Raw genomic sequence first — 18,870 nt, forward strand, 5'->3', positions numbered from 1 at the left:
CGAGTGCACCGATGACGACGACGATGGCGAGCGCGCCGAAGCCCGAGCCCGCCGCCGCCCCCACCCTCGTGTTGGTCGGCCACGGCATGGTCGGCCAGCGGTTTCTCGAAGCGCTCGTCGAGCGGAACGTCACCGAGACCGCCGCCCGCATCGTCGTGTTCTGCGAGGAGCCCCGGCCCGCCTACGACCGCGTCCAGTTGACCTCGTACTTCTCCGGCCGCACTCCCGACGAACTCTCCCTCGTCGAGGACGGCTTCATGGCCCGGCACGGCATCGAGCTGCATCTCGGCGATCCGGCCGAGTCCATCGACCGCGCCGCCCGCACCGTGACCGCCCGCTCCGGGCTGACCGTCGCATACAACACGCTCGTGCTGGCCACCGGCTCGTATCCGTTCGTCCCGCCCGTGCCCGGCAAGGACAGTGACGGCTGCTTCGTCTACCGCACCGTCGAGGATCTGCTCGCGATCGAGGAGTACGCAGAACACCGCGCCACCGGCGTCGTCGTGGGCGGGGGGCTGCTGGGCCTGGAGGCGGCGGGGGCGCTCAAGGGGCTCGGCCTGACCACGCACATCGTGGAGTTCAACCCGCGGCTGATGGCCATCCAGGTGGACGAGGGCGGTGGCGCGGCCCTGCGCCGCACGGTCGAGGACATGGGCCTGATCGTGCACACCGGCGTCGGCGGCAAGGAGATCACGGCGGACGACAACGGCGCGGTCACCTCCATGGCGCTGTCCGACGGCTCGTCCATCGACACCGATCTCGTCATCTTCTCGGCGGGCGTACGCCCCCGCGACCAGCTGGCCCGGGACTGCGGTCTGGAGGTCGGCGAGCGCGGCGGGATCGTGGTGGACGAGCGGTGCCGCACCAGCGATCCGGCGGTGTACGCGATCGGCGAATGCGCGCTGGCCGCCGACGGCCGGGTGTACGGGCTGGTCGCGCCCGGCTATGAGATGGCCGAGGTCGCGGCCGGCACCATCACCGCGCAAGCCACCGCCCAAGCCACGGCCCAAGCCACCAAGCGCTTCAGCGGTGCCGACACCTCCACCAAGCTCAAGCTCCTCGGCGTCGACGTCGCCAGCTTCGGCGATGCCCACGGCACCGCCGACGGCTGCCTGGACGTCGTCTACTCCGACTCCCGCACAGGCGTCTACAAGAAGCTGGTGGTCGGCGCCGACGGCGCCCTCCTCGGTGGGGTGCTGGTCGGCGACGCCGACGCGTACGGCATGCTGCGCCCGCTCACCGGCTCGGTGCCGCCCGTCGCCCCCGAACAGCTCGTGCTCCCGGCAGGGCTGGGCGCGCCCGTCGCCCTCGGGCCATCGGCGCTGCCGGACGAGGCGGTCGTCTGCAACTGCCACAACGTCACCAAGGGCGCGATCCGTGCGGCCGTCACCGACCACCACTGCACCACCGTCCCGGAGGTGAAGAAGTGCACCAAGGCGGGCACGGGCTGCGGCAGTTGCGTCAAGGCGCTCACCTCACTCGTCAACGACGAGCTGGAGGCGAGCGGCGTCAGCGTCGACAAGGGGCTGTGCGGCTGCTTCGCGTACACCCGCGCCGAGCTGTACGAGATCGTCCGCACCCTGCGCATCACCACCTACGCCCAGCTACTGGACAGCCACGGCAGGGCCGAGGCCCGGCAGGGCGACGGCTGTGAGGTGTGCAAGCCCGCCGTCGGCTCGATCATCGCCTCACTGGCCCCGACCCTGGGCGCGAGCGGCTACGTCCTGGACGGCGAGCAGGCCGCGCTGCAGGACACCAACGACCACTTCCTGGCCAATCTGCAGCGCAACGGGTCGTATTCGATCGTGCCCCGGATCCCCGGCGGGGAGATCACCCCGGAGAAGCTGATCGTGATCGGCGAGGTGGCCCGGGACTTCGGGCTCTATACGAAGATCACCGGCGGTCAGCGGATCGACCTCTTCGGCGCCCGGGTGGACCAGCTCCCCCTGATCTGGGCGCGGCTGGTGGACGCCGGATTCGAGTCGGGCCACGCGTACGGCAAGGCGCTGCGCACCGTGAAGTCGTGTGTGGGGCAGACCTGGTGCCGCTACGGCGTGCAGGACTCGGTCCGGATGGCCATCGACCTGGAGCTGCGCTACCGGGGGCTGCGCTCACCGCACAAGCTCAAGTCGGCCGTTTCCGGGTGTGCCCGCGAATGCGCGGAGGCACGCGGCAAGGACTTCGGCGTGATCGCCACCTCCACCGGCTGGAACCTGTACGTGGGCGGCAACGGCGGAGCAGATCCGCGCCACGCCGATCTGCTCGCCCAGGACCTGGACGACGAGGAGCTGATCCGGCTCATCGACCGGTTCCTGATGTTCTACATCCGCACCGCGGACCGTCTGGAGCGCACCTCGGCCTGGCTGGAGCGGATCGAGGGCGGCCTGGACCATGTGCGCGATGTGGTGGTCGACGACTCGCTGGGGCTCTGCGCCGAGCTGGAGGCGATGATGGCCGACCATGTGACCGGCTACCGCGACGAGTGGGCCGAGACCCTGGGCGATCCGGAACGGCTGCGGCGCTTCGTCTCCTTCGTCAACGCACCTGACGCGCCGGACCCGACGGTGAAGTTCGTGCCCGAGCGCGACCAGGTCAAGCCGGACCTGACCATCCTGTCCGGCCCCACCCTCCCCGTCCGTACTCTCGAAGGGACCGCCAGCCGATGACCATGGCACCCGAGCGGACCGCCGTCCGCGTGGAACTCCTCATCGAACAGCGGTGGTTCGCGGTCTGCGAGCTGACCGACCTCACCCCCGGGCGCGGAGTGGCCGCCCTGCTGCCGGACGGCAACCAGGCGGCGATCTTCCTGGACCGGTCGGGACGCACGTACGCGATCGCCAACCGCGACCCGTTCACGGGGGCGTACGTCCTCTCCCGGGGATTGCTGGGCTCGGCGGGCGGGCGGCCGTTCGTCGCCTCCCCGCTGCTGAAGCAGCGCTTCGACCTGGAGACGGGGCGGTGCCTGGACGACGAGACGGTCGCCGTCCAGGCGTATGTCACACGCACGGGGGACGCGGTGGCGCGCGTCGCCTGAGGGGGCGGCACACGTCCCGTGAGCGGTCTCCGCACGTCCCGTGAGGGGCCAGCGTGCGTCCCGCGAGGCGAGCAGTGCACGCCCCGCGAAGGGCCGCACGCCCCGCGCGGAGGGTCAGCCCACGTCGCGTGAGACCACCACCCCGCACATCACAGGGTCGCTCTGGCAGCCCGCCGTCCCCGCGGCGAACACCCCGTTCGTCCCGGGGACCGCGGCGATGCCGGACACCGTGGACATCTCGCTGTGCTCGGTGACGTCGGCGGGCAGCTCCTCGGTCGCCCATCCCGTGCCGGTCCAGCGGGACAGCACGGAGTGACGGCCGCCGGCGGACCAACCGGCGATCCACAGCTTCCCGGCGCCGTCCGCACCGGCGGCGTTGGCCTCGTCGACCGGCAGCGCGGGCAGCGACTGCCAGCGGCTGCCGGTCCACTGGGTGGCCATGGTGCCCTCGGGCACCTCCGCGTCGTTGGTCTTGCCGACCACGTAGACCGAACCGTGGCCGGTGGCCACGGCGTGGTTGGCGACCCAGCCGGTCGGGTGCTCGGCCGGGGTCGGCACCTCGCGGACCGTCCAGCCGCGGCCGTTCCAGTGGTAGAGCAGCGGGTCGGACACATCGCCGGTCACGGCCTCGGCGGTGACCCACACATCGTCGGGGTCGGTGCCGGTGATGTCCCACGGCCGCACCTCCCCGCCACCGGGGGCGGCGGGGAGTGACACCTCCTGCCACCCGGAGCCGGTCCAGCGCTCCAGGCGGGACGTGGAAGCGCCGCTGTCCCGGTCCCAGTCGAAGCTCGTCAGCCAGGCCGACTTCTCGCCGAACGCGGCGATGTCGCCGACAAAGCTCATCCAGCCCTCCTGGGGCGTGGCGTGGGCGGTGTCGGCCCACTTCTCGCCGTCCCAGTGCCGCACCACGACCGGTGAGGTGGTGTCGCCGAGCCGGACGCCGGCGACCCAGACGTCGTCGGGTGCGGCGGCGCTGACCTTCTCGAGCTGCCCGGGCTCGTCTCCGGTCCCGGCCGCGGGCACGTCCGTCCAGGTGGTGCCGTTCCAGTGCTTGATCGCGGGGGTGGGCCCGTCGGCGCCGTCGGTCTTCCGGCCCACCGCCCAGGCGTCCTTGGCACCGGTCGCGGCGACGTCCCAGAACTCCGTGGAGACGGTCTCGCTCAGCGGCGTCCGCAGCGTCCACGGGGTGGCGGCGCGGGCCGCCGGGCCGGACGTGCCGCCGGTCGCGGCGTTCGCGCCATTCGCGAGGGCGGCATTCGCGGGGGCGGCATTCGCCGGGGCGGCGAGGGTGCCGAAGGTGCCGAAGGTGCCGAGTGCGACCGCGCACACCGTGACCGCGTTGCGCAGCCATATCCGGCGGGTTCCGGGCCGTCCTGTGGTTCTGTCCATGACCTTCCTTCTGCTCGGGTGGGGCTCTCAGAAGGAAATGGCCGCCGCCCGGCCGTTCTTACAGCCCGCCCCGGCCGGTCATTCCGACGTTTCCGGGGCTTCCGGGATCTTCAGCTGCCGGTCGGTCCACTCCGACCTGACGGTGGCGGTGTAGTTGACCACCGTGCCCGAGGTGAGCCCCGCCTCGGCGGCCTTCGCGTCCGGCTCGGTCAGCACCTCCTGCTCGGACAGCAGGGCCCCGGTCGACGGGTCCACGATCAGCTCGGACCGTCCGGTCCCGTAGCCGGGCCGGTCGGACGCGGGCAGGGCGAAGCCGACGCCCTCGCGGCCCAGCGGATCGGTCACCTCGCCGAGCGCGCGAATGCCCGGCAGCCCCGCGATGACGCGGTACGCGGCGGCCCGTACCTCGGCCTTGACCGGCAAGCCGATCAGCCCGGCCGCCTGCCGCCACATCCACTCGGTGCGGCCGCGGACCTCGCTCCCGCCGTCCTCCCGGTACAGGTCCGCCAGCACCTCCTGCAACTTCGCGCTGTCGCCCGGGAGTTTCCGCAGGTCCTCGTAGGTGACATTGCGCGCGCCGAGGGCGGCGATCCGGTCGCCCGAGTTGATGCGGTCCACCGTCGGCCGCTTCCCGGCCCCGGTCTCGATCCGCAGACCGAGCCTGCCGCCCTGTCCGGTGTCGGCGAGCGTCAGGTCCTTCGGCGAGCCGACGGCCCGCCAGCGCGCCGCATCGCGCTCGCTGCGGGGCTTGGTGGTGGCCTCGAGCCCCATGACGTTGAGGCTTTCCGTGCCGGGCCGTACCCCGAAGGACCGCTGCTGTTTCTCGGAGGAGGACACCGCGAAGGTCTCCCCGGACGCGTCGACGACGCCGATCCAGCCCGACCGCGTGGCCACCTGCCAGTAGGTGCCCTCGTCCGCCGCCGTCCGGTCCAGCCGGTCGGCGACGTGTCGCAGCGCCAGACGGCCGTTGGCGGGGATGTGCCGGGCGCCGTCCGCCGTGGAGCCGGGGCCGGCGGACGTCCGGGAGCCCTCGGCGCCCGAGCCGCCCTGGGGGAGGGTGGCGACGAGCACCCCGGCGGCCGCCGCCGTCGCCGCGACGGGCAGCGCCCAGCGCCAGGTGAACATCCGCGGGGACCGGCGGAGCTGCGGCGCCTCGGCCCGGCCGGCCAGGATGGTCTCCAGGTCGCGGCGGGCGCGTGCGGAACCGGCCAGGTGGTCCGGATCGAACTCCGGGGGCCGCGCGTCCGCCAGGGTCTTCATCACATCGTGCCGCTTGCGTGCCATCTCAGGTCTCCTTCACTGTCACGTTCGCGCGCGGGGCGCGAGGGCGAGGGTCAAGGTCGGGGGCGGGGCCGGGGCCGGGATCGAGGGCCGGGGCGGGGCCGGGGCCGGGATCGAGGGCCGGGGCGGGGCCGGGGCCGGGATCGAGGGCCGGGGCGGGGCCGGGGCCGGGATCGAGGGCCGGGGCGGGGCCGGGATCGGGTTCAGGGGAGGGGCCGGGGCCGGGATCGGGTTCAGGGGAGGGGCCGAGCGCGTCCACGGCCCGCTCCAGCCGCCGTCTGGCCCGGTGCAGCCGCACCGCGAACGTGGCGCTGGAACAGCCGAGGACACGCGCGGCCTGTCTCGGGCCGAGCCCGTGCCAGGCGACCAGCGTCAGCAGCTCGCGGTCAGCGGCGGACAGCCCCGCCAGCGCCTGCAGCGCCACCGCACGCTCGGTCACCCCCGCGGCCACGTCCTCGACCTGGGCGCCGGAGGTGATGATGCGCTGGGCCTCCTGGGCGGCCAGGTCGTACTGCCTGCCGTCGCGGCGCCGCAGCTCGCGGGTCAGATTGCGGGCCACGCCGAGCAGCCACGGCAGCGGCGGTGTGGGGATGTCCCGCATCCGCCGCCAGGCGACCGTGAAGGTCTCGCTGGTGATGTCCTCACCGACCTGCCGACCCACCAGGCTGGCCGTGTAGGCCAGCACACGGGGGTGGCACTCCTCGTAAAGGTCCCGAAAGCGTTGGGCGTCGGTCACGCCGTCTCCTCATCTCGGCTCTCTCACCATGCAGTGGTCGAGGGCCGCGCTTTCTTACACCCGGGGAGAGGAAAGTTTGGGCGGCGCGGTGCATAGCCGCTGGAGCGGGGTCACCGGCCAAGTGGTGCGTGATCACTGCTCAGGCGGAGAGCGGCGCTCAGCCGGTCGCGCAGGGCCAACGGCCAAGCGGACCACGGCGCCCAACCGGCCGAGCGGCGCCAACGACCACGCGGACCCGGCACCCAGCCGACCGCGCGGGACCAACGGCCAGGCAGCCGAGGGTGCACGGCCGGTGCAGCAGGTCAACGACCAGGCATGGGCTGCCCTCAGCCGGCCGACCGCGTGGCGCTGCGTAAGCTCAGGAACTTATGGGGACGTTTCTCTCTCGTCTCTTCACGCCCGGTCCGGTTTTCCGGAAGACTTCTGCAAGGTTCCGAGGGTGCGCCCCGGAAAATGAGAGGCGGGGGTGGCTCCCGTCAGCCAAGGAGGCGGAATGTCTACGGAGAGCAGGGGCACCAAGGGCGGCGCCCGGCCCAAGGTGACGATCACGGCCATCGCACGGGAGGCCGGGGTGTCGGTGCCCACGGTCTCCCGGGTGGTCAACGGCCGTTCGGATGTCGCGCCCGCGACCCGGGCCCGGGTCGAGGACCTGCTGCGGGTCCACGGCTACCGCCGCCGCCAGCGCGTGCCCGGCGACCACGCCGCCCTGGTGGACCTGGTCTTCAACGACCTGGACAGCCCCTGGGCGGTGGAGATCATCCGCGGCGTGGAGGAGGTCGCCCACCAGGACGGGGTGGGCACGGTGGTCTCGGCGATCCACGGTCGCGCGGGCTCGGCCCGACAGTGGCTGAAGAACCTGCGAGCCCGCGCCTCGGACGGGGTGATCCTGGTGACGTCCGTGCTGGAGCCGGTGGTCCACGAGGAGCTGCGGCGGCTGAACGTGCCGATCGTGGTCGTCGACCCGGCCGGCTCCCCGGCGCTGGACGCGCCCACCGTGGGGGCGACCAACTGGGCGGGCGGCATGGCCGCCACCGAACATCTGCTGAGCCTCGGCCACCGCCGGATCGGCCTGATCGCCGGTCCGCCGCGGCTGCTGTGCAGCCGTGCCCGGCTGGACGGCCACCGTGCGGCGCTGGAGGCGGCGGGCGTGCCGTTCGATCCGGCGCTGGTGGTGCAGGGCGACTTCTACCACGAGTCCGGTTTCCACGGCTGCGTTCAGCTCATGGACGCCGATGCCCCGCCCACCGCCGTGTTCGCCTCCAGCGACCAGATGGCTCTGGGCGCGATCGAGGCTCTGCGGCGCCGGGGGCTGCGGGTTCCGGAGGATGTGAGCATTGTCGGCTTCGACGACTTGCCCGAGGTGCGGTGGTCGGCGCCGCCGTTGACGACGGTGCGTCAACCGCTTTCGGACATGGGGAAGTTGGCCGCCCGTACGGTGTTGCGGCAGGCACGGGGGGAGGAGATCGAGTCGCCGAGGGTGGAGCTGGCCACGCAGTTGGTTGTCCGCTCCAGCACGGCCCCGCCTGCCACGGGCTGATCCCCCACCTCGCCCCTTCCCGAACCGAGGGCTGGCCCCCAACCCCCGCCGGGGCTCCGCCCCGGACCGGCCCTCAATCTCCCCCAGCTACCGCTGGGAGGTGCCCCCTGACGGGCTGGATTTTCCAGCCCGTCCGACGATTGAGGACACGCCCGAAGGGCGTTCGGGAGCTCAGCCACCGGCCGGGCGGGCCGTGCGGCCTCGACGGGGCGAGGGGCTTGACCCTCTTCGGGAAGGGGCGGGGTGGGGAATGACCCCACCCGCCGCCAGAACCCTTGACACCGCATCAGCACCCCCATACCTTCCACGCAACCGCTTCCAAGAATTATCGGGATACTTCCGGAAGACACAGGCTGCGCATACCTCGGTCAAGCTGAAGGTCAAGGTCAAGGGCAAGGTCACGGCCCACCCTGCGTGGCTCCACCCTTCGCGTCCACCCTCGCGACGGCCCTGCTGCTGGCCGGGACGGCGCTCGCCGGCTGCGGGAGCGGCGGGCCCGGGGGTTCGGATGACGGCTCCCTCGACGTCTGGGTCTACCACCGCCGGGCGGCGCTTCCCACGCCCACCGGCAAGGACCTGTGGTTCGAGTGCCGTTCCGCACGGCTCGCACCTTCGCGAGCCCGCCCTTAGGCTGTCGCCGGACACCAGGGGCTACCGGCGCGTAACACGCACCGCGAAGGAGCGCGTGATGAAGGGCTGGACCGCGAGCGACATCCCCGATCAGACCGGCCGCACTGCCGTCGTGACCGGCGCCAACAGCGGGCTCGGCTTCGTCACCGCCCGGGAGTTGGCACGGCGCGGCGCGCGGGTGGTGCTCGCCTGCCGCAATGAGGCGCGCGGGGCCGAGGCCGCGCAGCGGATCCGGGCGCAGGCGCCGGGTGCACGGGTGGAGGTGGCGCCGCTCGATCTCGCCGACCTGACGTCCGTACGGGCCTTCGCGGCCGGGCACAAGGGCGACCGGCTCGATCTGCTGATCAACAACGCGGGTGTGATGGCCCTTCCGCACGGCAGAACCGCCGATGGCTTCGAAACGCAGTTCGGCGTCAACCACCTGGGGCACTTCGCGCTGACCGGACTGCTGCTGCCCAAGCTGCTGGCGGCGGGGCCGGGGGCACGGGTGGTCACCGTGTCCAGCTTTGTGCACCTGCTGGGGACCGTCGACCCGCGGGACCTGAACATGGAGCGCGGATACCGCCGTTGGGCCGCCTACGCCCGCTCCAAGTCCGCCAACCTCCTCTTCACCCATGAGCTGGCCCACCGCCTGCGCGCGGCGGGCGCCCACCTCGTGGCGGCCGCCGCGCACCCCGGCTACGCCGCGACCAACCTCATGTCCGTCGCACCGAAGATGGAGGGCCACCGGGCGAAGCAGCGCTTCATGGAGATCGGCAACCGCTACTTCGCCCAGAGCCCGGAGCAGGGCGCACTCCCCACCCTGTACGCGGCCACCGGTCCGGACGTCCGCCAGGACGACTTCTTCGGTCCGCCGCTCCAGGGGCTGTGGCACGGCTCCCCCGGCCGCTCGGCCCGCGCGAAGTGGACGCTCAGCGATACGGCGGGGCGTGGGCTGTGGGCCGCGTCCGAGCGGCTGACCGGGGTGCGGTACGAGGCGCTCGCGAGCTGAAGTCTCTTCCGCCACCGCCACCGCCACCGCCACCGCCACCGCGGGCGGCCGGTCCCCCGGACCCGTTTTGGGGTACTGTTGCCGCGCCAGTGCCTACCGAGGAGGTGAGACCCATCAACGCCAGTTCAGGCTGGGTGCTCGCCCTTGAGGGCTGTGCGGTTGCCGCGACATACGCGGCCTAGCTGACCGCCGGGAGCGCCCTGAGACCTCCCGAAAGGCTTTCCAGGCCCCATGTCGGCTTCATCAGCTTCACCTTCACTCATCACCTTCCCCTCCGTCGTCTCCAGGCTCCGCGCCGCCGGGTGTGTGTTCGCCGAGGACGAGGCGCGGTTGATCCTCGCCACGGCCCGTACCCCGGCCGGGCTCCGCGCCATGGTGGAGCGGCGCGCCGCCGGGCTGCCGCTGGAGCATGTGCTCGGCTGGGCGGAGTTCCGGGGGCTTCGGATATCCGTGGACGCCGGGGTCTTCGTGCCACGGCGACGCACCGAGTTCCTGGTCGATCAGGCCGAGGCGCTGGCCCGGCGCGGGGCCGTCGTGGTCGATCTGTGCTGCGGCTCGGGCGCGCTGGGCGCCGCGCTGGCCTCGACCCTGGACGAGGTGGAGCTGTACGCGGCCGATATCGACCCCGCCGCGGTGGCCTGCGCGCGGCGCAACGTCGAGCCCGTGGGCGGCAGGGTGTACGAAGGCGATCTCTACGAGCCGCTACCCGCCGCGCTGCGCGGCCGCGTCGATGTCCTGCTCGCCAACGTCCCGTATGTGCCGACCGAGGAGGTCGAACTGCTGCCCCCGGAGGCCCGGGTCCATGAGGCCCGGGTGGCGCTGGACGGCGGCGCGGACGGGCTCGACGTACTGCGCCGGGTGACCGCCGAGGCGGGCCGATGGCTGGCCCCGGGCGGCTCACTGCTGTTCGAGGCGAGCGGCCGGCAGGCGCCTCCGGCCATGGCCATCGTGGCGGACGGCGGGCTGGAGCCGCGGCTGGCCGAGTGTGACGAGTTGGACGCGACGGTCATCGTCGGCACCAGGCCATAGGGGCCTTGGAAACCACAGGCGCCCCCGCCACCCGTGCGCGCCGCGCGGCGCGGGCTTCTCCCCGGGGACGCTCGGGTCGTGGCGGGCAGGTCCACGCCGCCGGCCGGTCCGGCGGCGGACGACCCGAGCGGTACCCGGGCCATCGGCGCCCAAGGGCGCCTACGCGCGCAGCTCCTCCGCCGCGTCCGTGACCCGGGCGATCAGCCGCAGCAGCGTCTCGCGCTCCGTCTCGTCCAGCGGGGACAGGAAGACCCGGTTCATCCGGGCCGTCCGCGTGACCAGCTTGCGATGGACGCGGGCTCCCTCGTCCGTCAGCCGCAGGACGTTGCGGCGGCCGTCGTTCGGGTCCCGCACCCGCTCCAGCAGACCGCGCCGGGCCAGCCGGGCGACCAGGTCGGCGATGGTGGAGCGGTCGAGGTGGACGTGTTCGCTCAGCGTCCGCTGGTCGATCTCCGGCTTCTCCATCAGCGCGTTGACCACCGCGAACTGCGGCGAGGTGATCTCCTCGGAGACCATCGCGCCCCACAGCAGGGAGTGCGCCTGCTGGAAGCGGCGGGCCAGATGCCCGGGGTGCGTGTTCAGATCCACCGCGCCGCCCATGTCGTGCCTCCCGGCCCCCACTGCTCACTGCTCACTGCTCACTGCTCGCCGCTCGCCGCTCGCCGCTCGCCGCTCGCTCGATGAACTCATTAGTCCGTGCACTGAGTGATTCTGCCCTGTGGAAGACCCCATGTCGAGAGGCCGACATTCACCTTAGAATCCCTTGACGAGCGCACCAGCCAATGGCAGCGTGCGAAATCGACACCACATTAGTCAGTACACTGAGCATTGCCGATCGCGGAGTGACGATGGCCGACATCCGAAGCCTCCAGGACGCCGTGGCGGACCTCGTCCACAACGGGGACACCGTCGCGATGGAGGGATTCACCCACCTGATCCCGTACGCCGCCGCGCACGAGGTCATCCGCCAGGGCATCACCGACCTGACCCTCGTCCGGATGACTCCGGACGTCATCTACGACCAGCTCATCGGCGCCGGACTCGTCCGCAAGCTGGTGTTCTCCTGGGGTGGCAACCCCGGCGTCGGCTCGCTGCACCGCTTCCGTGACGCCGTCGAGAACGGCTGGCCGCGGCCGCTGGAGCTGGACGAGCACAGCCACGCGGGCATGGCGAACCGCTATGTGGCCGGTGCCTCCAAGCTGCCGTTCGCCGTGTTGCGCGGCTATCGCGGCAGCGACATCCCGACCCGTACGGACACCGTCTCCACCGTCACCTGCCCCTTCACCGGGGAGGAGCTGGCCGCCGTCGCGGCCCTCAACCCCGACGTCACCGTCATCCACGCCCAGCAGGCCGACCGCGCGGGCAATGTGCAGATGTGGGGGCTGACCGGGGTGCAGAAGGAGGCGGCCCTCGCGGCGAACCGGGTGCTGGTGACCGTGGAGGAGATCGTCGAGGAGCTGGCGCCACGGCCGGGCGGAGTCGTCCTGCCGACCTGGGTGATCGACGCGGTGTGCGTGGTCCCCGACGGTGCCCGCCCCTCCTACGCCACCGGGTACTCGACCCGCGACAACGCCTTCTACCAGGCATGGGATCCAATCGCCCGCGACCGCGAGGTGTTCACCAAGTGGATCGACGAGAACGTGCGCACCACCGAGGGAGCCCTCACCCGATGAACGCGACCCCCGCAGGGACGATGGACTTCACATCCGACGAGCTGATGGAGGTCAACGCCGCCCGCGCGCTCGCCGACGCCACCACCTGCTTCGTCGGCATCGGGCTCCCCAGCACCGCCGCCAACCTCGCCCGCGCCACCGTCAACCCCGGCCTCGTCCTCATCTACGAATCCGGCACGATCGGCTCCAAGCCCACCCGGCTCCCCCTGTCCATCGGCGACGGCGAGCTCGCCGACACGGCCGACGCGGTGGTCCCGGTGCCGGAGATGTTCAACTACTGGCTCCAGGGCGGCCGGATCGACGTCGGCTTCCTCGGCGCCGCCCAGGTCGACCGCTACGCCAACATCAACACCACCGTCGTGGACCGCGGCCCGGACAAGCCCGAGGGCCGCCTCCCCGGCGCGGGCGGCGCCCCCGAGATCGCCTCCAACTGCCGCAAGGTGCTGATGGTGCTGCGCCACTCCACCCGCAACTTCGTGGAGCGGCTGGACTTCGTGACCACCATGGGCCACGGCGGCGGCCCCGGCGACCGTACGAAGCTCGGCATGCCGGGCGCGGGCCCCGTCGCCGTCATCACCGACCTGGGCGTTCTGCGCCCCGACCCGGCCACCGCCGAACTGGTGCTGACCGAGCTGCACCCGGGCGTCACCGTGGAGCGGGTGCGGGCCGCCACCGGCTGGGAGCTGACCGTCGCCGGCACCGTGGGCACCACCGAGCCGCCCACCCCCCATGAGCTGGCGGCGCTGCGCGCCCTCAAGGCCGCCGGAAAGCCCGCAGCGGCCAGAGAATCCGGAGCAGCCGGAAAGTCCGGAGCGGCCAGGAAGCCCGGCGCCGCCGCCGGAGAGCCCGCAGCCGCCGGAAAGCCCGCAGCCGCCGGAAAGCCCGGGAAGGAGACCCGATGACCACCTTGCGTGACGTCTATATCGTCGACGCCGTCCGCACCCCCGTCGGCAAGTACGGCGGCGGGCTGGCCGGAGTGCGCCCCGACGACCTGGCCGCCCATGTGGTGCGCGGGCTGCTCGCCCGCACCCCCGCCCTGGACCCGGCGCGCATCGACGACGTCTACTTCGGCAACGCCAACGGCGCGGGCGAGGACAACCGCGATGTCGCCCGCATGGCCGTGCTGCTGGCCGGGCTGCCCGTCACCGTGCCCGGTGCGACCGTCAACCGGCTCTGTGCCTCGGGCCTGGAGGCCGTGCTGCAGGCCGCCCGCGCAATCGCGGTCGGCGACGCGCATATCGCCCTCGCCGGCGGGGTGGAGTCGATGAGCCGCGCCCCCTGGGTACTGCCCAAGCCCGAGCGCGCCTTCCCCACCGGGCATCAGCAGCTGTACTCCACGACCCTCGGCTGGCGGATGACCAACCCGGACATGCCGCCGGAGTGGACCGTCGCCCTCGGCGAGGGCGCCGAACTGATCGCCGACAAGCACGGCATCACCCGCGAGGCGCAGGACGCGTTCGCGTTCGGCAGCCATGAGAAGGCGGCGCGGGCGTGGAAGGACGGGGCGTACGACGCCGAGGTGCTGCCGTATCCGGACAGCGACCTCGTCCGCGACGAAAGCATCCGCGAGACCACATCGCCGGAGGCCCTGGCCAAGCTCAAGCCCGCCTTCCGCAAGCCCGGCGGCACCGTCACCGCGGGCAACTCCTCGCCCCTCAACGACGGGGCAGCCGCGCTGCTGCTGGTGGACGAGGAGGGACTGAAGGCCACCGGGCGCGAGCCGCTGGCCCGGATCGGCGCCTCCGCCGTCACCGGTATCGAGCCGCAGTACTTCGGGCTCGGACCGGTCGAGGCCGTACGCCGCGCCCTGGCCAAGGCGGGCCGCTCCTTCGCCGATCTGGCCACGCTCGAACTCAACGAGGCGTTCGCCGCGCAGGTACTGGGCTGCCTCGCCGAATGGTCCGCCCAGGACCCCGGCTTCGACCCCGCGATCGTCAACCCGCGCGGCGGCGCCATCGCCATCGGCCACCCGCTCGGCGCCTCCGGGGCCCGGCTCGCCGGGGCCGTCGCCCATCAGCTCGCCGCCCGCGGCTCGGGAACGGGCCTGGCCACCTTGTGCATCGGCGTCGGACAGGGCCTCGCCCTCGTCCTGGAGAGGTAATCCGGGACGGCAAGACCGGCAATGGCTGGAACGGCTGAAAGGTAAGGCTGACGGCAGACATGGCTCTCACCCAGTCCGACATCGACCGCGAACTCGCGCACATACGGGAGTCGTACGACACGGCGCGCGCCGAAGGGGCTCCCGCCGCCGACCATCCACCGCGCGACTTCCCCCCGTACCGCAGCAGTGTGCTGCGCCACCCCAAACAGCCACTGGTCGCGGTCCACGGCGACCCGGAGACCGTGGAGCTGCACACCCCCGTCTTCGGCCACACCGACATCACCGCGATCGACAACGACCTCACGGCACAGCACCAGGGCGAACCGCTCGGCGAGCGCATCACCGTCTCCGGACGGCTCCTGGACAGTCGGGGCCGCCCCGTCCGGGGCCAGCTCATCGAGCTGTGGCAGGCCAACGCGTCGGGCCGCTACGCCCATCTGCGCGATCAGCACCCCGCGCCGCTCGACCCCAACTTCACCGGTGTGGGGCGGACGCTGACCGACGACGACGGTTCCTACCGCTTCACCACCATCAAGCCGGGCGCCTATCCGTGGCGCAACCACGAGAACGCGTGGCGCCCCGCGCATCTGCACTTCTCCGTCTTCGGCTCGGCGTTCACCCAGCGCCTGGTCACCCAGATGTACTTCCCCGGCGATCCGCTCTTCGTCTACGACCCGATCCTGCAGTCGGTGACGGACCCGGCGGCGCGGGGGCGGCTGGTCGCGGCGTACGACCACGCGCTGTCGCAGCCGGAGTGGTCGCTGGGCTACCGCTGGGACATCGTGCTGGACGGGCCGTCCGCCACGTGGATCGAGGAGGGCCGCTGATGGCCGGGAGGCTCGTACCCGAACAGGGGCTCGCGCCCGAGCAGGGGCATGCATCGGAGCAAAGGCTCGCGCCCACCCCGTCCCACACCGTGGGCCCCTTCTACGGCTACGCCCTGCCCTTCCCCGACGGCGGCGAGATGGCCCCCGCGGGCCACCCCGGCGCCCTCACGCTCCACGGCTACGTCTACGACGGCGAGGGAGCCCCCGTCCCGGACGCGCTGATCGAGCTGTGGCAGGCGGGCCCGGACGGCTCGCTCGCCGGCGCGGGCGGGTCCATGCGGCGGGACCCGGTGACCGGCGGTTTCCTCGGGCGCAACGGCGTGGACTTCACCGGCTTCGGCCGGATCGCCACCGACGCGGACGGCCACTGGACGGCCCGTACGCTGCCGCCGGGCGGCCCGGCCGCGCCCGCCGCCCCGTACATCAGCGTGTGCGTCCACGCCCGGGGGCTGCTGCACCACCTCTTCACCCGGGTGTACTTCCCCGGGAACGCCGAGGCCAACGCCGCCGACCCGCTGCTCGCCTCGCTGGATCCGGCGCGCCGCGAGACGCTGGTGGCGACGGCGGGGTCCCCGCCGGGGACGTATCGCTTCGACATCCGCTTGCAGGGCGAAGGGGAGACGGTCTTTCTTGAGTTCCGGTAGTTCACGTCCTTCGGACGGTCACGACGTGGGGCTGCTGTCCCCGGTGCGGGCCGGGTCGGCGGTGGAGGACGCCACGGGCGACACCGCGTTTGTGCAGGCCATGCTGGACGCGGAGGCCGCGCTGGCGCGGGTGGTGGCACCCGCCGGGGCGGCGGAGGCGGTGGCGGGCGCGGCCCGCGTCGAGCTGTACGACGTACGCGATCTGGCGCTGCGCGCCCGCTCCGGGGGCAACCCGGTCATTCCGCTGGTCGCCGATCTCACGGCGGCGGTGGCCCATGCGGACGGCGAGGCCGCGCCGTATGTCCACCGGGGCGCGACCAGCCAGGACATCGTGGACACGGCCATGATGCTGGTGGCCGCCCGTGCGCTGCCGCTGATCGTGGCCGATCTGGACCGTACGGCGGCGGAGCTGGCCCGGCTCGCCGCCGCGCATCGCGACACCCCGATGCCCGGCCGCACTCTCACCCAGCACGCCGTGCCCACCACCTTCGGGCTGAAGGCGGCGGGCTGGCGGGCGCTCGTCCTGGACGCCCGTGACCGGCTCGCGGCGCTGCGGCCGCCCGCTCAACTGGGCGGTGCGGCAGGCACGTTGGCGGCTTTCGGGGTGGGGGTCGGGCTGCTGGCACGGTTCGCCGAGGCGACCGGGCTGGCCGAGCCCGATCTGCCGTGGCACACCCTGCGCACCCCCGTCGCCGACCTGGGCTCGGCGCTCGCCTTCACCGTGGGGGCGCTGGGGAAGGTGGCGGCGGATGTGCTGGTGCTCTCGCGGACGGAGATCGGCGAGGCGGCCGAGGGGGCGGGTGGCGGATCGTCCGCGATGCCGCATAAGTCGAACCCCGTGCGCGCCACGCTGATGGCCGCCGCCGCCCGTCAGGCCCCGGGGCTCGCCGCGACCCTGCTGGGCTCGCTGGCCGCGGAGGACGAACGGCCGGGCGGTGCCTGGCACGCCGAGTGGCAGCCGCTACGGGAGCTGTTGCGGCTCGCGGGGGGCTCCGCCCGGGACGCGGTGGAGCTGACGTCCGGTCTGAAGGTGTTTCCCGAGCGGATGGCCGATCATCTGCGGCTGACGGGCGGTCTGATCGTGAGCGAGCGGATCGCGGCCGAGCTGGCGGAGGTGGTCGGTCGCGCCCGTGCGAAGGAACTGCTGACGGAGGCGTCGCGGCGGGTCGCGGCGGAGGGTGGGGGGCTGGCGGAGGCGCTGGCGGGTGCGCTGCCGCCGGGCCGTCTGCGTGAGCTGATGGACCCGGGCACGTATGTGGGTGCGGCCGCGGCGCTGGTCGACCGGGCGCTGGGGCGCGATGCGTAACGTAGCCGGGCGGCAAGTCCCCCACCCCGCCCCTTCCCGAAACTGGGGACCGCGCCCCCAGCCCCCGCTCCGGGGGCTCCGCCCCCAGCCCCCCGCTCCTCAAACGCCGGAGGGGCTGGATAGATGCCCTCAAACGCCGGAGGGGCCGGAAGATGCCCTCAAACGCCCGCAGGGGCTGGAAGATGCCCTTGAACGCCGGAGGGGCTGGATGTGCACCCGGTTGTGGGCAATCGTTCCGCGGGGCGGAACGGGTGGGCACAACCCACCCACCGGCCCGCACCCAGGCAGCAAAGCCCCGGAGTCCGGGGGCGGAGCCCATGGTTGGTTACGGGAAGGGGCGGGGTGGGGTGGGGGAGGACAACCCGCCGCAAGGACAACCCGCCGCAACCGCCCACGCACCCCCACCCACCGGAGCACCCCAGTGACCGACGACCGTCCGCACCACGACCTCACCGGCCCTCCCACCGCCCCACCCCTCGTCCTCGGCCCCTCCATCGGCACTTCCCTCGCCGTCTGGGAGCCCCAGCTCCCCGCGCTCGCCCGCGAGCACCGCGTCCTGCGCTGGGATCTGCCCGGCCACGGCCGCTCCCCCGCCGCGCTGCTGCCCTCCGACGGCTCGGCCACCATCGACGCGCTCGCCGCCCTCGTGCTGCGCCTCGCCGACGAACAGGGGTGGGAACGGTTCGCGTACGCGGGCATCTCGATCGGCGGCGCGGTCGGGCTGCACCTCGCCGCCCACCACCCCGACCGGGTCGGCTGCCTGTCCGTCGTCTGCTCCTCGGCCCGCTTCGGGGACCCCGCCGTCTGGCGTGAGCGGGCCGCGCTGGTACGGGCCGAGGGGACGGAGGCGATGGTGGCGAGCCGTCCGGGCACGTGGTTCTCGCACGGCTTCGCCCAATCGCCCGCAGGCGCCGCGCTGATCGAGGATCTGCGCGCCACGGACCGCGCGGGCTACGCCGCCTGCTGCGACGTTCTCGCCTCGTACGACATGACGGCCGACCTGGAGAGGATCATGGCGCCCACCCTCGTCGTGGCCGGTCGCGACGACCCCGCGACCCCGCCCGCACACGCCCGCCGGATCGCGGACGCGGTGCCCGGCGCGAGTCTGCTGGAGATCGCCGGGGCGGCCCATCTGGCGGGGGTGGAGCGCCCGGAGGCGGTCACGGCCGCGCTGCTCGCCCACCTCTCCGGCACAGCGCCGGCGCGGCCGGGTGACGACGCTTCCCGCCACGCCGCCGGGATGGCGGTGCGCCGGGCCGTCCTCGGGGACGCGCATGTAGATCGCGCGGTGGCCCGGACGACCCCGTTCACCGCCCGCTTCCAGGACTTCATCACCCGCTACGCATGGGGCGAGATCTGGACCGGTGACGGTCTGGACCGGCGGACCCGGAGCTGTATCACCCTCACCGCGCTGATCGCCCACGGACACGACGCCGAGCTGGCCATGCACATCCGGGCCGCGCTCGCCAACGGGCTGACCCGGGAGGAGATCGGCGAGGTGCTGCTGCAGTCGGCGATCTACTGCGGTGTCCCGGCGGCCAACTCGGCCTTCGCCACCGCCCAGCGCATCTTCGACGAGATCGATGCCACACCCCACGTCGACTCAGCGTCACATTCCGATACCGAAAAGTGACATCCCTTCGCAATACCTCTGTCGTAATCCGCCTCCATCGTTGATCGTTGGGTCGT

At 72.9% G+C, this 18,870-nt stretch carries 17 protein-coding genes; 13 read left to right on the forward strand and 4 right to left on the reverse strand.

Going from position 1 to position 18,870, the window contains the following annotated elements; translation table 11 throughout:
- Positions 1 to 11 precede the first annotated feature (11 nt).
- The gene (gene nirB / locus AS97_RS16440) at positions 12 to 2,666 is read left to right on the forward strand and encodes a nitrite reductase large subunit NirB (protein ID WP_282615725.1); all 2,655 of its coding nucleotides are present in this window, start codon (positions 12 to 14) and stop codon (positions 2,664 to 2,666) included.
- Positions 2,663 to 3,034: a nitrite reductase small subunit NirD gene (gene nirD / locus AS97_RS16445; protein WP_059148052.1), complete on the forward strand. Its 372-nt coding sequence runs from the start codon at positions 2,663 to 2,665 to the stop codon at positions 3,032 to 3,034. Before nirB ends, nirD begins: the two co-directional genes overlap by 4 nt.
- Before the next feature lie 114 nt (positions 3,035 to 3,148).
- On the opposite strand, the gene AS97_RS16450 is transcribed toward nirD, so the two are convergent.
- The 3 genes from AS97_RS16450 to AS97_RS16460 form a co-directional block, all read right to left on the reverse strand.
- Positions 3,149 to 4,426 (reverse strand): hypothetical protein, encoded by a 1,278-nt coding sequence (locus AS97_RS16450; RefSeq protein WP_210565190.1) that lies wholly within the window; start codon positions 4,424 to 4,426, stop codon positions 3,149 to 3,151.
- A 78-nt stretch (positions 4,427 to 4,504) separates the two neighbouring features.
- Positions 4,505 to 5,710, reverse strand: coding sequence for a CU044_5270 family protein (locus AS97_RS16455; RefSeq protein WP_210565191.1), 1,206 nt, complete (start codon positions 5,708 to 5,710; stop codon positions 4,505 to 4,507).
- 1 nt (position 5,711) lies between these two features.
- Entirely contained in the window at positions 5,712 to 6,443 is a 732-nt protein-coding gene (locus AS97_RS16460; RefSeq protein WP_247204391.1) for a sigma-70 family RNA polymerase sigma factor, read from the reverse strand.
- Positions 6,444 to 6,936: 493 nt separating this feature from the next.
- On the opposite strand from AS97_RS16460, the gene AS97_RS16465 reads away from it, so the two are divergent.
- The 4 genes from AS97_RS16465 (at position 6,937) to AS97_RS16480 (ending at position 10,630) form a co-directional block, all read left to right on the forward strand.
- Positions 6,937 to 7,980: a LacI family DNA-binding transcriptional regulator gene (locus AS97_RS16465; protein WP_210565192.1), complete on the forward strand. Its 1,044-nt coding sequence runs from the start codon at positions 6,937 to 6,939 to the stop codon at positions 7,978 to 7,980.
- A 414-nt stretch (positions 7,981 to 8,394) separates the two neighbouring features.
- The gene (locus AS97_RS16470) at positions 8,395 to 8,610 is read left to right on the forward strand and encodes a hypothetical protein (protein WP_079059565.1); all 216 of its coding nucleotides are present in this window, start codon (positions 8,395 to 8,397) and stop codon (positions 8,608 to 8,610) included.
- Between the two features lie 58 nt (positions 8,611 to 8,668).
- On the forward strand, positions 8,669 to 9,601 hold the full coding sequence (locus AS97_RS16475; protein ID WP_210565193.1) for an oxidoreductase: 933 nt from the start codon (positions 8,669 to 8,671) through the stop codon (positions 9,599 to 9,601).
- Between the two features lie 231 nt (positions 9,602 to 9,832).
- Entirely contained in the window at positions 9,833 to 10,630 is a 798-nt protein-coding gene (locus AS97_RS16480) for a putative protein N(5)-glutamine methyltransferase (RefSeq protein ID WP_086711443.1), read from the forward strand.
- Between the two features lie 159 nt (positions 10,631 to 10,789).
- Here AS97_RS16480 and AS97_RS16485 read toward each other — a convergent pair whose 3' ends face one another.
- Positions 10,790 to 11,230 (reverse strand): MarR family transcriptional regulator, encoded by a 441-nt coding sequence (locus tag AS97_RS16485; protein WP_059146302.1) that lies wholly within the window; start codon positions 11,228 to 11,230, stop codon positions 10,790 to 10,792.
- 248 nt (positions 11,231 to 11,478) lie between these two features.
- Between AS97_RS16485 and AS97_RS16490 the strand changes: the two genes are divergently transcribed.
- The 7 genes from AS97_RS16490 to pcaD all read left to right on the forward strand — a co-directional run bounded on the left by AS97_RS16490 (position 11,479) and on the right by pcaD (position 18,814).
- On the forward strand, positions 11,479 to 12,303 hold the full coding sequence (locus tag AS97_RS16490; RefSeq protein ID WP_059146303.1) for a CoA-transferase: 825 nt from the start codon (positions 11,479 to 11,481) through the stop codon (positions 12,301 to 12,303).
- A gap of 20 nt (positions 12,304 to 12,323) precedes the next feature.
- On the forward strand, positions 12,324 to 13,205 hold the full coding sequence (locus AS97_RS16495; protein WP_346159109.1) for a CoA-transferase: 882 nt from the start codon (positions 12,324 to 12,326) through the stop codon (positions 13,203 to 13,205).
- Complete coding sequence (locus AS97_RS16500) at positions 13,202 to 14,404, forward strand: thiolase family protein (protein WP_210565195.1); 1,203 nt, start codon at positions 13,202 to 13,204, stop codon at positions 14,402 to 14,404. Before AS97_RS16495 ends, AS97_RS16500 begins: the two co-directional genes overlap by 4 nt.
- A 59-nt stretch (positions 14,405 to 14,463) precedes the next feature.
- Positions 14,464 to 15,231, forward strand: coding sequence for a protocatechuate 3,4-dioxygenase subunit beta (pcaH, locus tag AS97_RS16505; protein ID WP_059146306.1), 768 nt, complete (start codon positions 14,464 to 14,466; stop codon positions 15,229 to 15,231).
- Positions 15,231 to 15,875 (forward strand): protocatechuate 3,4-dioxygenase subunit alpha, encoded by a 645-nt coding sequence (gene pcaG, locus AS97_RS16510; RefSeq protein WP_210565196.1) that lies wholly within the window; start codon positions 15,231 to 15,233, stop codon positions 15,873 to 15,875. Before pcaH ends, pcaG begins: the two co-directional genes overlap by 1 nt.
- A gap of 25 nt (positions 15,876 to 15,900) precedes the next feature.
- A complete protein-coding gene (gene pcaB, locus AS97_RS16515; protein WP_210565197.1) occupies positions 15,901 to 17,181 on the forward strand; it encodes a 3-carboxy-cis,cis-muconate cycloisomerase in 1,281 nt (426 codons plus the stop codon).
- Between the two features lie 421 nt (positions 17,182 to 17,602).
- Complete coding sequence (gene pcaD, locus AS97_RS16520) at positions 17,603 to 18,814, forward strand: 3-oxoadipate enol-lactonase (RefSeq protein ID WP_210565198.1); 1,212 nt, start codon at positions 17,603 to 17,605, stop codon at positions 18,812 to 18,814.
- The last annotated feature ends 56 nt before the right edge of the window (positions 18,815 to 18,870 follow it).

Origin of the sequence: Streptomyces sp. AgN23, from assembly GCF_001598115.1 — a bacterium.
Classification (GTDB): domain Bacteria; phylum Actinomycetota; class Actinomycetes; order Streptomycetales; family Streptomycetaceae; genus Streptomyces; species Streptomyces antimycoticus.